Raw genomic sequence first — 12,646 nt, 5'->3', positions numbered from 1 at the left:
AAATTTCGACCCCGACCGAGGGGTGTTCCTCACTGCCCCGGTGTGGCCGTTGTCTGTTGTCGGCCATGGCGGGCGGCCCCCCGGTCACGAGCCCCGATATCGACCCAATAACGCCGTGCCGGACCGAGTTGGGTATCGACGATGCGCTCGAGAACGCCGCCTCGGCGCTCGATGGTCTTCGCCGAGGCGATGTTGTCGGCCGCGCAGACGATCAACACGCGATCCATGCCGAGTTTCCCCGCCTCGTCCAGCATCCGGCCCAGAGCCCAGGTGGCCAGCCCGCGCCGCCGCGCGGACGGCCGGATGCCGTAGCCGATGTGACCGGCCCACCGCACGAAGTCGTCGAACCCATGCCGCAAGGCGATCCCGCCGAGTACTCGGTCACCCTCGACGATCCATCGGTAGGTGCACCGCGCCCGGCCCGTCTCGTCCACCGCCCGATTCGATTCGTGGTCCAGCCGAGCCACCCAGGCCGCGAAACCCGTCGGCGTTTTCACCTCGTCGGACGGCCGCAGTCCGAAGCCGTCCTCGTGTGGGCCGGGCCCCCATTCCTCATGCGCCTCGAGCCAGGCCGTATGCAGACGTGTCGTCGGAGCGATCAACGCGGGCATATCGCGACGATACCGACCCCGCTACCTGCGATCATGGCAATGAACGCGCCGAACGAGCCGCGAACGCGCGGCGCGCCTGTTCCGCATCGCCGCCTGCCTTTGGAAGTATTCGGTTCGTGTCGGGCTGGGTGGAAGTGCTCCTCGATCGTGGGTCGCTGAACGCCGGCGACGACGCGCTCCCGCACGGCCAACGCTGGATGTTCCCGGCCACATCCACGATCTCCGACTTGGTGGTCTGGATCGCTTCGCACTATGTGCCGCGGCTGCCCGGCGTTCACCACTGGGAGCTCTTCATCGATTCGGACGACACCCACGCCGGCTGGATCTCGGCAGGTAGCGAGGGTTGGCCGCACTGGGGGTGCCCGCTCGGCATCCTCTACACGCATACTCACGACGTGGGGCCCGTCGAAGAGTTGGAAGATCGGGTCGCTCTCTACTTTCCGGGACATCGGCAGTTGGGTGGGCTTGCCCGCTCCTCGCGGCTGAAAGTGACCGCCGGGCATACCTATGGAGATCCCGCGAAGCCGATCGGGATCGGCGAAATCCACTACGGCTCGTCCTTCGAGGGCGGCAGCCCCATCAGGGTGGACTGAGACGACGGCGGCGCACCCGCCGATCCTGCCAGCACGGCGGTCTCGCGAGGCCGGATGAGACAAGAAACGCCGTCACATGCCGCGGTGGCGGCCGGGGGCGGCGGGTGCCGGATATCTTGTGCGGCTGTACCGCTTCAAACCGAACCGCACCGGGAGGTCTGCGAGTGGCGAACAGGATTCAGGGCGGGGCGATCGCCGTGGTCGCGGCCGCGGTGGTCACCGGCCCGGCGGCGGCATCGGCGGCCGCTGAGGTGATCGAGTTGACCGCGATCGAGACGAGTTCCTCGTTTTTCGACCGGGATGGCGACCAGCGACTCGGTCCGGGCGATCAGGTGACTCACATCGACGATCTTCGGCGCGACGAGGCCGGGTTCGGCCGCGGTTCCGGGGTTTGCACGGTCGTGTCCATCGCCGAAAACGCTTCGGTACAGATGCGTTGTGACGGCGCGCTGTCCCTGCCCGAGGGCCGGATCACCACCAAGGCGACGGTGACCGATCCCCGCACGCCCGGCGCGAGCGCCTACGACATCGCGATCACCGGCGGCACCGGCAAGTACACGGCGGCCCGGGGTTACATCCATGTCGAGGTCGTCACCGCGGGCCGAACCGAACTGACACTCCACGTCACCTGACATCCACCGGGTTCCCGCCTCGGGTACGGCCGATTGATGCGTTGCCCGTGTAGTGCCGACGGAGTTCACCCGAGAGGTGCGAATCGGGGCCGGTTCGGTGAGACCTCGAATCGAAGCGTCGTTGTGGCAGCAGGGGTGCCGCTACCGCCGCAAGCTTGTCTCCTGTGGGCGCAGAGGGGATCGAACCCCCGACCGCTGGTGTGTAAAACCAGTGCTCTACCGCTGAGCTATACGCCCGGACCGTTACCGGCGGCTTATGAATCTAGCGCGGCGAGCGCTTTCTCCCAAGCCGCCTGGTCACGGGGCTCCCCGGGGCCGTTCATCTCGGCGAAGCGGATGAAGCCCTCGCGGTCGACGACGAACGTGCCGCGGTTGGGGTAGCCGGACTTCTCGTTGAAGACGCCGTAGGCCTGGGCCACCGCGCCGTGCGGCCAGAAATCCGACAGCAGCGGGAAGGTGTAGCCCTGTTCGGCGGCCCAGATCTTGTGCGTGGGCGGCGGGCCGACCGAGATCGCCACGATCTCCGCGTTGTCGTTCTGGAACTTGGGCAGCTCGTCGCGGACCTTGCACAACTCGCCCTGGCAGATCCCGGTGAAGGCGAGCGGGTAGAAGACGATGAGGACGTTCTTCTTCCCGCGGAAGTCCGACAGGCTGACTTCCTGGTTGTTCTGGTCCTTCAGCGTGAAGTCCGGCGCGACAGTGCCAACCTCGAGCGGCATAGCGAATCCTCCATCGTGTCGGGTCTCCACCGGGCGGGCGTGCGACACCGCCCTGGTGGAAACCATAGCGCGGTGGCTCAGCGCTGCTTCGAGGGCGCCTTGGGCTGTACCAGCCTGCTACCCGTCCATGAGCCGAGGCTGATCGCCGAGGTCTGGGTCAGACCTGCGGTCGGTGCGGATTCGGCGATTTCGCTCGGCTCGACGTGGCCCGGCTGTCCGGTCTTGGGGGTGAGCACCCACACGAAACCCTCGTCGGCGAGGGGGGCGATGGCGTCCATCAAGGCGTCGACCAGATCCCCGTCCCCGTCGCGCCACCACAGCAGCACGACGTCGATCACCTCGTCGGAGTCCTCGTCGACGAGTTCACCGCCGATCGCGTCCTCGACGTCGGCCCTCAGGTCGTCGTCGACGTCTTCGTCCCAGCCCAATTCCTGGACAACCAAGCCGTGTGAAATGCCAAGCTTCTGAGCGTAGTTCTGCGCGTCCGCCGCGGCGACCACGGTGGTGTCCTCCTCAACTCCCGACAGTAGATAGTTGCAAGCGAACATGGTTATGGGCTTCAGCGCAAGCCGATCCGGCGAAATAGCTACCGAATGTCGCGTTGCGATGGTGTGTCAAGGGCTTTCTCAGCGCTTCGGACACGAGTCGCGGACGGCGTTGCGCGCGTCGTTGACCCGCCTGCTGGCGTCGTTGAGCGCCGCGACGGGGGCGGTGTAGGTCATCTTGCGCGTCTCGGCGGCCAGCGCGCGTGCCGCGTTCACGTACTCGGTGAACAGGCCGGCCAAGTCCACGGGCAGTGCGTCCCTGGCGGAGTTCACGCCGCTTTCCACCTTGTTGGCGGCGTCCTCCAGGGTCTGCACCGCCGAGTCGCGCTTGGCGTCGTAGTCGGGCGCGTTCGAATCGTGCGCGTCGACGAAGTCGTTGTACTTGCTTACGCCCGCTCCGGTGGTGGTGGGGAATTGACCACAGTTGTCGGCGATGGCCTTACCCTGGGCCGCCGCGCGCCGGGAGGATGTCGCCGCCGCCGACGAGGACGCCGCCTCGGTCTTGTACGCCGCCAGATCGCTCGCGTTCGGACCGGCCACGCCGTCCACCCGGTTGGCGCATCCCGCGACGACCACCCCGATAGCGACCGCGCCGGTGGCGCACACCATTCCGAACCCGCGTGGGTTCAGCAGCTTCATCGTCCTCCCGCTCCTCAGGGCTGCCACGCTCTCATGCTCACCTTGCCTGTCGAACGGTACTGGATTTCCGGCTGACATGATGATTTGGGACGCGCCATCGGCAAGGATGGATGGTGCGCCCGAACCTTTCGTAAACGGGCGGTCCGCCAACCAGCGAACCCGCCCGGGGATACCGACGCCATCAGCATGTCCACCCCTGTACGAGGAGCAGATTTGACCGACCTGATCCACTCTTCCGCACCGGCGAAATCCGCCGGAAACAGCTCCGCCCCCGCGCCCGCCGCGAGCAGCGATCCCCACGGGTCGCACGCGCCGCAGCCGGGCGGCCGGGTGCGGGTGATCCGCGAAGGGGTGGCGTCCTACCTACCGGACATCGACCCGGAGGAAACCAGCGAATGGCTCGAGTCGTTCGATGAGATGCTCGACCGGGAGGGCCCCGGCCGGGCGCGTTACCTCATGCTCCGCTTGCTGGAGCGGGCCGGTGAACGTCGTGTCGCCATCCCGTCGTTGACCTCCACCGACTACGTCAACACCATTCCCACCGAGAACGAGCCGTGGTTCCCCGGCGACGAGGAGGTGGAGCGGCGCTTCCGCGCCTGGATCCGCTGGAACGCCGCGATCATGGTGCATCGCGCCCAGCGCCCCGGCATCGGCGTCGGCGGCCACATCTCGACCTACGCGTCCTCGGCGGCGCTCTACGAGGTCGGCTTCAACCACTTCTTCCGCGGCAAGGACCATCCCAGCGGCGGTGACTCGATCTTCATCCAGGGCCACGCCTCGCCGGGCATCTACGCCCGCGCGTTCCTGGAGGGCAGGCTGTCGGCCGATCAGCTCGACGGGTTCCGGCAGGAGTACAGCCACGGCGGTCCCGGCCACGGGCTGCCGTCCTATCCGCACCCGCGGCTGCTGAACAACTTCTGGGAGTTTCCGACGGTGTCCATGGGCCTGGGCCCGATGAATGCCATCTACCAGGCGCGCTTCAACCACTACCTGAACGACCGTGGGATCAAGGACACCTCCGACCAGCACGTATGGGCGTTCCTCGGCGACGGCGAGATGGACGAGCCGGAGTCGCGCGGCCTCGCGCACGTCGCGGCCATGGAGGGTCTGGACAACCTGACCTTCGTCGTCAACTGCAACCTGCAGCGCCTGGACGGGCCGGTGCGCGGCAACGGCAAGATCATCCAGGAGTTGGAGTCGTTCTTCCGCGGCGCGGGCTGGAACGTCATCAAGGTGATCTGGGGCCGCGAGTGGGACGCGCTGCTCGGCGCCGACCGCGACGGGGCGCTGGTGAACCTGATGAACAGCACCCCCGACGGCGACTACCAGACCTACAAGGCCAACGACGGCGCGTATGTGCGCGACCACTTCTTCGGCCGCGACCCGCGCACCAAGGCGCTGGTGCAGGACCTGTCCGACCAGGAGATCTGGAACCTCAAGCGCGGTGGCCACGACTACCGCAAGGTGTACGCGGCCTACGCGGCCGCGATGGCGCACAAGGGCCAGCCGACGGTGATCCTGGCCAAGACCATCAAGGGCTACACCCTCGGCAAGCACTTCGAGGGCCGCAACGCCACGCACCAGATGAAGAAGCTGACCCTGCAGGACCTCAAGGACTTCCGCGACCTGCAGCGGATCCCGATCAGCGATGCCGAGCTGGAGAAGGATCCGTACCTGCCCCCGTACTACCACCCCGGTATGGAGGCTCGCGAGGTCCAGTACATGCTCGACCGGCGCAAGGCGCTCGGCGGGTTCCTGCCCGAGCGGCGCGCCGCGGCCAAGCCGCTGAAGCTGCCCGGTGACGAGGCCTACCGCTCGGTGCGCAAGGGTTCGGGCAAGCAGAACGTCGCCACCACGATGGCCCTGGTGCGGCTGATGAAGGAGCTGTTGCGGGACAAGGAGATCGGCAAGCGGATCGTGCCGATCATCCCCGACGAGGCCAGGACCTTCGGTATGGACTCGTGGTTCCCATCGTTGAAGATCTACAACCGCAACGGCCAGTTGTACACATCGGTCGACGCGGAATTGATGCTTGCCTACAAAGAGAGCACCGTCGGGCAGATCCTGCACGAGGGCATCAACGAGGCGGGGTCGACGGCCTCGTTCACCGCGGCGGGCACCTCGTACGCCACGCACGGCGAGCCGATGATCCCGCTGTACATCTTCTACTCGATGTTCGGCTTCCAGCGCACCGGCGACGGCCTGTGGGCGGCGGCCGACCAGCTCGCCCGCGGCTTCGTGCTCGGGGCGACCGCCGGGCGCACCACGCTGACCGGTGAGGGCCTCCAGCACAACGACGGGCACTCGCTGCTGCTCGCCTCGACCAACCCGGCCGTGGTGACCTACGACCCGGCGTTCGCGTTCGAGATCGCCCACATCGTGCGCGACGGCCTGCGCCGGATGTACGGCGGTGGCGCCGCGCCGAAGGGCGCCGCGCCGCTGCCCGGCACCCATCCGCACGGCAGCGCGGGCGAGTTCGGCGGCGAGGACATCTTCTACTACATCACCCTCTACAACGAGCCGTACCCGCAGCCTGCCGAGCCGGAAGGCATCGACGTCGAAGGTCTGCTCAAGGGCGTCTACCTGTACAAGCGCGGAGGCGAGGGCCAGGTGCGCGCCCAGATCCTGGTCTCCGGCGTCACCGTGCCGGACGGCTTGCGCGCGCAGGCGCTGCTCGCGCAGGAGTGGGGCGTGCAGGCGGACGTATGGTCGGTGACCTCGTGGGGCGAACTCCGCAAGGACGCGATCGACAAGGAGATCGCCGCACTGCGCGATCCGGGCAGCGATCCCGGCCTCCCGTACGTCACCGAGGCGCTCTCGCGCGCCGAGGGCCCGTACGTCGCCGCCACCGACTGGATGCGCGCGGTGCCCGACCAGGTCCGTAAGTGGGTGCCCGGCGACTTCACCACGCTCGGCACGGACGGGTTCGGCTTCTCCGACACCCGCCCGGCCGCGCGACGGGTGTTCAACGTCGACGCGCAGTCCATCGTGGTCGCGGCGCTGGCCGGGCTCGGCCGCACCGGCAAGCTCGACCCGGCCAAGGCCGTGGAAGCGGCGGCGAAGTACGGGATCGCCGACGTGGACGCCGCGCCGAAGGCAGCGGTGAGTTCGGACGAAGACCTCGCGTAGCGGAATATTGGATGGTGGACCGTAAACCGCCGCGGCCGCGACGGATCTCCGAAGGCTCTTCCGAGCACGAGGTGTATCTGCCGACGGGCGCGCTCTCCCCGAACCGGCAGACCCGCGACCCCCTTCCGGACACGCTGCTCAAACGCGTGAAGCAGTTCTCCGGCCGCCTCTCCACCGAGGCGGTGGGGTCGATGCAGGATCGGTTGCCGTTCTTCGCCGATCTGGACGCCGCGCAGCGGGCCGGCGTGCAGATGCTGGTGCAGACCGCGGTGGTGAACTTCCTGGAATGGCTCCAGGACCCGGACAGCGACATCCGGTTCAGCCTGGACGCCTTCCAGGTCATTCCGCAGGATCTGGCGCGGCGGTTGACGCTGCGCCAGACCGTGGACATGGTGCGCGTCGCCATGGAGTTCTTCGAGCAGTGGCTGCCCGCGCTCGCGCGCAACGACCGGCAGCTGGTCGCCTTGACCGAGGCGGTGCTGCGGTACGGGCGCGAGCTCGGGTTCGCCGCCGCCTCGGTGTACGCCAGCGCCGCCGAGTCGCGCGGCGCGTGGGACACCCGGCTGGAGGCGCTCGTCGTCGACGCCGTGGTGCGCGGCGACACCGGTCCGGACATGCTCTCCCGGGCCGCGACGCTGAACTGGGACGCCACCGCACCGGCAACGGTGCTGGTGGGCACCCCGCCCGGCGAGCAGGGCGTCTCGTCGGTGGGGTCGGTGCATTCCATCGCGGCGCGGCACGGGCGGGCCGCGCTCGCGGTGGTGCAGGGCGCGAGGCTGGTGATGGTCGTCTCCGGGCACCTGGGGGAGACCTCGCATGTCTCCCCGTTCCTGGCCGATCTGCTCGCCGAGGTGTTCTCCGACGGCCCGGTGGTGATCGGGCCGACCACCCGCACCCTCGGCGCGGCGCACGCCAGCGCGGTGGAAGCGCTGGCCGGGATGGAGGCTGTGGTGGGCTGGCGCGGGGCTCCCCGGCCGGTGCACGCGGCGGAATTGCTGCCGGAACGCGCTTTGTTGGGTGATCGAGCTGCGATCGACGCGCTGAACGAGTACCTTGTCCTACCGTTGGCCGCGGCGGGGTCGTCGCTGGCGGACACTCTCGACGCCTATCTGGATTGCGGCGGTGCGGTCGAGACGTGTGCGCGTCAGCTGTACGTCCATCCAAATACGGTCCGGTATCGCCTCAAGCGCATCGGCGAGATCACGGGCCGTGATCCGCTGAATCCGAGAGACGCGTATGTGCTCCGGATCGCCGCCACCGTAGGTCGTTTGACACGAACCCGTAACGAATCGTCGTCTCCTGCCCCAGAGGTAACTCCGGTCGCGTTCAGCCCCGAGGGCTTGTAACGCCTCCGCGGAATCGGTCGATTCGGACAGCCCACGTGGTCTTTTGTGGAACCCCCACAAAAGCGCTTCCGAACCTTCATTCGCGTCGACATCTCGTGCGGCCCGCCTCACAGTGTTTTCTTAGAGGCGTGATCGCGTTGTTCGCCCCTGGACAGGGCTCTCAGACACCCGGCATGCTCGCGCCTTGGCTCGACCTTCCCGGCGCGGCTGAGCGCCTGACGCTGTGGTCCAAGGCCTCCGGCCTCGACCTGGTCCGTCTCGGTACCACCGCGACGGCCGAAGAGATCACCGACACGGCCGTTACCCAGCCGCTGGTGGTCGCCGCGGCGCTGCTCGCGTTCTCGGAGATCTCGCCCGACGAGCTTCCCGCCGCTACCATCGTGGCCGGGCACTCGGTCGGTGAACTCGCCGCCGCCGCGGTCGCCGGAGTCATCTCCGCCGACGACGCGGTCCGGCTGGCCGCCATCCGCGGAGCGGAGATGGCCAAGGCGTGCGCACTGGAGCCGACCGGGATGTCCGCGGTGCTCGGCGGCGACGAAGCCGTCGTGCTGGAACGGCTCACCGAACTCGACCTCGTCCCGGCCAACCGCAACGCGGTGGGTCAGATCGTGGCCGCGGGTCGGTTGGACGCTCTCGCCGAGCTCGCCGCGAACCCCCCGGAGAAGGCCAGGGTTCGCGCGCTGCCCGTCGCGGGCGCGTTCCACACGGCGTTCATGGCCTCGGCGCAGGATGCTGTGACCGATGCCATAACGAAGATCACGCCGAACGAGCCGACCAGGACCTTGCTCTCGAATTTCGACGGCAAGCCTGTCGCGTCCGGACGTGACGCGATAGATAAGCTCGCCGCGCAGGTCACTCGGCCAGTTCGCTGGGACCTGTGCACCGAGACCGTCCGGCAAGCCGGCGTCTCGGCAGTGGCGGAGCTTCCGCCGGCGGGCACCCTCGTCGGCATCGCGAAACGGGAGCTGAAGGGCACGCCCACGCTGGCCCTGAAGACCCCGCAAGACCTCCCCGCGTTGGCTGAGCTGACCGTATCCGGCTAGCTTTCCTCCGCGACCATGCATTCAGATGCGAGGTCGTGACCGAGAGGCGGTAACCATTTCCGCGCTCGATCCGAAAAAAACCAGTAGAGCCCTACAAAGTATCAAGAAGGGAGCCACGAAGTGGCCGCTCTGACCCAGGAACAAATCGTCGAGGAACTCGGCAAGATCATCGAAGAGGTGACCGGCATCGAGCCCTCCGAGGTGACGGTCGAGAAGTCCTTCGTCGATGACCTGGACATCGACTCGCTGTCCATGGTCGAGATCGCGGTGCAGACCGAGGACAAGTACGGCGTCAAGATCCCCGACGAGGATCTCGCCAGCCTGAAGACGGTCGGCGACGCCGTCGCCTACATCCAGAAGCTCGAGGCCGAGAACGCTGACGCGGCGGCCGAGCTCAAGGCCAAGTTCGACGCCGAGTAGGGCCGAAACAGTGACCACTCCTTCCACCTTGAACGGGAATTTCCCCAACGTCGTCGTAACCAGCCTTGCGGCGACCACGTCGATCGCGGGTGACGTCGATGCGACGTGGAAGGGACTCCTCAACGGCGAGAGCGGCATCGACGTTCTCGAGGATTCCTTCGTCGAGGAATACGATCTTCCGGTCCGCATCGGCGGCCACCTGAAGGTCCGGCCCGACACCCTGCTGTCTCGTGTCGAATGCCGGCGCATGGCCTATGTCGAGCAGCTCGCGACCGTGCTCGGTCGCGAGGTCTGGCGGAACGCGGGCAGCCCGGAAGTCGACCCGGAGCGGCTGGGTGTGGCCATCGGCACCGGATTGGGAGGCGGCGACGCCCTCATCGATTCGGTGGACAAGCTGAAGAACGGCGGCTATCGCAAGATCTCGCCGTTGGCTGTGCAGATGGTCATGCCGAACGGCCCTTCGGCCGTTGTCGGTCTCGAATTGAAGGCCAGGGCAGGAGTGGTCACTCCGGTCTCGGCATGCTCGTCCGGCTCCGAGGCCATCGCCAACGCCTGGCGCATGATCGTCATGGGTGACGCGGACATCGTCGTCACCGGTGGCGTCGAAGGCTTCATCGACGCGGTGCCGATCGCGGCGTTCACCATGATGCGCGCCATGAGTACCCGCAACGACGATCCCAAGGGCGCGTCGCGTCCCTTCGACAAGGATCGCGACGGCTTCGTCTTCGGCGAGGCGGGCGCGCTGATGGTCATCGAGACCGAAGAGCACGCGAAGGCCCGTGGCGCGACCATCCACGCGCGCCTGCTCGGCGCGGGCATCACCTCCGACGGCTTCCACCTCGTCGCCCCCGATCCCACGGGTGACGGCGCCGCGCGGGCGATGACCAGGGCGATGCAGTCCGCGGGTTTGACCAAGAAGGACATCACGCACATCAACGCGCACGCGACCGCGACGCCGATCGGCGACACCGCCGAGGCGAACGCGATCAACAAGGCCGTGGGCAGCCACGCCTCGGTGTACGCGCCCAAGTCGGCGCTCGGCCACTCGATCGGCGCCGTCGGCGCCCTCGAGTCGGTGCTGACCGTGATGAGCATCCGCGACGGCATCGTTCCGCCGACGCTGAACCTGGAGAACCAGGATCCGGAGATCGACCTCGATGTGGTGAAGGGCGAAGCCCGTCGTCAGGAGATCGAGTACGCGATCAACAACTCCTTCGGATTCGGTGGGCACAATGTGGCGCTCGCCTTCGGTCGGGCATAGCCGCGCGATCGACTGCACAACGATCCCGGCGGGGTCGGCCAGCTGAACTGGCCCGGCCCCGCCGTGGTTCGACATACGCAGCCGCAGCAGCGGCACACTCATCGAGGTGAGGAGACCACGCGATGACAATCATCGCTCCCGCGTTGCATCAAGAGACTGCGACCGACCCGCGTGATCCGCTCGGTCGACTCCAGCGCTTCTTCGATCCCGGGACCATTCTTCCGCTCCACCCGCGCGACAAGTCCGGCGTGCTCGCCGCCATCGGCGAGGTGGACGGCGTCCGCACCGTGGCCTACTGCTCCGACGCGACCGTCATGGGCGGCGCGATGGGCGTGGAGGGTTGCAAGCACATCGTCGACGCCATCGACACCGCCATCGACTCCGGTGTCCCCGTGGTCGGTCTGTGGCACTCCGGCGGCGCTCGCCTGGCCGAGGGCGTCGAGGCGCTGCACGCGGTCGGCCTGGTCTTCGAGGCCATGGTCCGCGCGTCCGGCCTGGTTCCGCAGATCTCCGTGGTGCTCGGCTTCGCCGCCGGTGGCGCCGCCTACGGTCCCGCGCTGACCGACATCGTGATCATGGCTCCGGAAGGCCGCGTCTTCGTGACCGGCCCGGACGTGGTGCGCAGCGTGACCGGCGAGCAGGTGGACATGGCCACCCTGGGCGGCCCGGAGACGCACGGCAAGAAGTCCGGCGTCACCCACATCGTGGCCGACGACGAGTCCGACGCGCTGCACCGCGCGCGCCGCCTGGTGTCGATGTTCGCCGAGCAGGGCGAGTTCGACCTGGTCGCGGCCGAGCACGGCGACGTGGACCTGAAGGCCATGCTGCCGGAATCGGCCAAGCGCGCCTACGACGTGAAGCCGATCATCCATGAGCTGCTCGACAACGTCGACGGCGAGTCGTCGTTCGAGGAGTTGCAGGGGCTGTATGCCCGCAGCATCGTGACCGGCATCGGTCGTCTCGGCGGACGCACCGTCGGCGTGCTGGCGAACAACCCGATCCGCCTCGGCGGCTGCCTGAACTCCGAAAGCGCGGAGAAGGCGGCGCGTTTCGTGCGGCTGTGCGACGCGTTCGGCATCCCGCTGATCGTGGTCACCGACGTTCCGGGTTACCTGCCCGGTGTCGGCCAGGAATGGGAAGGCGTCGTGCGGCGCGGCGCGAAGCTGCTGCACGCGTTCGCCGAGGCGCGCGTACCGCGGGTCACCCTGGTCACCCGCAAGATCTACGGCGGCGCCTACATCGCGATGAACGCCCGTTCGCTCGGCGCGACGGCGGTCTACGCATGGCCCGGTTCCGAGGTGGCCGTCATGGGCGCCAAGGCCGCGGTCGGCATCCTGCACAAGAAGGCGCTGGCGGCCGCGCCGGAGGAGGAGCGCGAAGCGCTGCACGAGCGGCTCACCGCCGAACACGAGCGCATCGCGGGCGGCGTGGAGCGCGCCATCGCCATCGGTGTGGTCGACCAGGTCATCGACCCGGCGAAGACCCGCAGCGTCATCGCCGCGGCCCTCGCGGCGGCGCCGGCCAGGGCCAGCCACCACAAGAACATCCCGCTCTGATCCACCCACCGAAGCGGGCCCCGGTACTCCCGGGGCCCGCTTCGCGTTTCCCGGTGCCCGTAAAGCGGGCCGGCGAATCGGCGGTGGCGTGCGTCGATTCGGTGGCTTGGAAGGTGTCCGTGCCCGGGCAGGCGGAGGTCGTGAAGTTTCAC

Annotated in this window: 12 protein-coding genes and 1 tRNA gene; 8 read left to right on the top strand and 5 right to left on the bottom strand. The window is 68.0% G+C overall.

What is annotated here, in order from left to right:
* Positions 1–29: 29 nt before the first annotated feature.
* Positions 30–611, bottom strand: coding sequence for a GNAT family N-acetyltransferase (locus ACGF7Y_RS30000; RefSeq protein ID WP_393239601.1), 582 nt, complete (start codon positions 609–611; stop codon positions 30–32).
* A gap of 116 nt (positions 612–727) precedes the next feature.
* Here ACGF7Y_RS30000 and ACGF7Y_RS29995 point away from each other — a divergent pair, with 116 nt between their 5' ends.
* Both ACGF7Y_RS29995 and ACGF7Y_RS29990 read left to right on the top strand, forming a co-directional pair.
* The gene (locus ACGF7Y_RS29995; RefSeq protein WP_063049092.1) at positions 728–1,204 is read left to right on the top strand and encodes a hypothetical protein; all 477 of its coding nucleotides are present in this window, start codon (positions 728–730) and stop codon (positions 1,202–1,204) included.
* A 104-nt stretch (positions 1,205–1,308) separates the two neighbouring features.
* A complete protein-coding gene (locus ACGF7Y_RS29990; RefSeq protein ID WP_393239598.1) occupies positions 1,309–1,836 on the top strand; it encodes a hypothetical protein in 528 nt (175 codons plus the stop codon).
* Between the two features lie 165 nt (positions 1,837–2,001).
* Here the strand turns inward: ACGF7Y_RS29990 and ACGF7Y_RS29985 are convergent.
* From ACGF7Y_RS29985 to ACGF7Y_RS29970, 4 genes are all read right to left on the bottom strand, one after another.
* Positions 2,002–2,073, bottom strand: a tRNA-Val gene (locus ACGF7Y_RS29985).
* A gap of 17 nt (positions 2,074–2,090) precedes the next feature.
* The gene (locus ACGF7Y_RS29980; RefSeq protein ID WP_040865836.1) at positions 2,091–2,555 is read right to left on the bottom strand and encodes a peroxiredoxin; all 465 of its coding nucleotides are present in this window, start codon (positions 2,553–2,555) and stop codon (positions 2,091–2,093) included.
* Between the two features lie 77 nt (positions 2,556–2,632).
* Positions 2,633–3,055 carry a DUF3052 domain-containing protein gene (locus tag ACGF7Y_RS29975; RefSeq protein WP_063049243.1) on the bottom strand — a complete coding sequence of 141 codons (423 nt, stop codon included), beginning with the start codon at positions 3,053–3,055 and terminating at the stop codon, positions 2,633–2,635.
* A 126-nt stretch (positions 3,056–3,181) separates the two neighbouring features.
* Complete coding sequence (locus tag ACGF7Y_RS29970; RefSeq protein WP_062969634.1) at positions 3,182–3,739, bottom strand: hypothetical protein; 558 nt, start codon at positions 3,737–3,739, stop codon at positions 3,182–3,184.
* Between the two features lie 336 nt (positions 3,740–4,075).
* Between ACGF7Y_RS29970 and aceE the strand changes: the two genes are divergently transcribed.
* From aceE to ACGF7Y_RS29940, 6 genes are all read left to right on the top strand, one after another.
* On the top strand, positions 4,076–6,868 hold the full coding sequence (aceE, locus tag ACGF7Y_RS29965) for a pyruvate dehydrogenase (acetyl-transferring), homodimeric type (protein WP_393239713.1): 2,793 nt from the start codon (positions 4,076–4,078) through the stop codon (positions 6,866–6,868).
* 11 nt (positions 6,869–6,879) lie between these two features.
* A complete protein-coding gene (locus ACGF7Y_RS29960) occupies positions 6,880–8,214 on the top strand; it encodes a PucR family transcriptional regulator (protein WP_393239595.1) in 1,335 nt (444 codons plus the stop codon).
* A 128-nt stretch (positions 8,215–8,342) separates the two neighbouring features.
* Positions 8,343–9,257 (top strand): ACP S-malonyltransferase, encoded by a 915-nt coding sequence (locus tag ACGF7Y_RS29955; RefSeq protein ID WP_393239593.1) that lies wholly within the window; start codon positions 8,343–8,345, stop codon positions 9,255–9,257.
* A 120-nt stretch (positions 9,258–9,377) separates the two neighbouring features.
* Positions 9,378–9,677 (top strand): meromycolate extension acyl carrier protein AcpM, encoded by a 300-nt coding sequence (acpM, locus tag ACGF7Y_RS29950; RefSeq protein ID WP_040865735.1) that lies wholly within the window; start codon positions 9,378–9,380, stop codon positions 9,675–9,677.
* A gap of 10 nt (positions 9,678–9,687) precedes the next feature.
* Positions 9,688–10,938: a KasA/KasB family beta-ketoacyl-ACP synthase gene (locus ACGF7Y_RS29945; protein ID WP_393239589.1), complete on the top strand. Its 1,251-nt coding sequence runs from the start codon at positions 9,688–9,690 to the stop codon at positions 10,936–10,938.
* Between the two features lie 122 nt (positions 10,939–11,060).
* Positions 11,061–12,494, top strand: a complete 1,434-nt coding sequence (locus tag ACGF7Y_RS29940; protein WP_040865737.1) for an acyl-CoA carboxylase subunit beta — start codon at positions 11,061–11,063, stop codon at positions 12,492–12,494.
* The last annotated feature ends 152 nt before the right edge of the window (positions 12,495–12,646 follow it).

The sequence above is a fragment of the Nocardia sp. NPDC047654 genome (genome assembly GCF_043205035.1).
In the GTDB taxonomy this organism is placed as follows: Bacteria; Actinomycetota; Actinomycetes; order Mycobacteriales; family Mycobacteriaceae; genus Nocardia.
This window is presented reverse-complemented; position numbering and strand designations above follow the sequence as displayed.

What these genes read in the sequence shown, in the direction of transcription:
- ACGF7Y_RS30000 (WP_393239601.1), bottom strand. Translation starts at nt 611, where the DNA reads ATGCCCGCGTTGATCGCTCCGACGACACGTCTGCATACGGCCTGGCTC.
- ACGF7Y_RS29980 (WP_040865836.1), bottom strand. Translation starts at nt 2,555, where the DNA reads ATGCCGCTCGAGGTTGGCACTGTCGCGCCGGACTTCACGCTGAAGGAC.
- ACGF7Y_RS29970 (WP_062969634.1), bottom strand. Translation starts at nt 3,739, where the DNA reads ATGAAGCTGCTGAACCCACGCGGGTTCGGAATGGTGTGCGCCACCGGC.
- ACGF7Y_RS29960 (WP_393239595.1), top strand. Translation starts at nt 6,880, where the DNA reads ATGGTGGACCGTAAACCGCCGCGGCCGCGACGGATCTCCGAAGGCTCT.
- ACGF7Y_RS29940 (WP_040865737.1), top strand. Translation starts at nt 11,061, where the DNA reads ATGACAATCATCGCTCCCGCGTTGCATCAAGAGACTGCGACCGACCCG.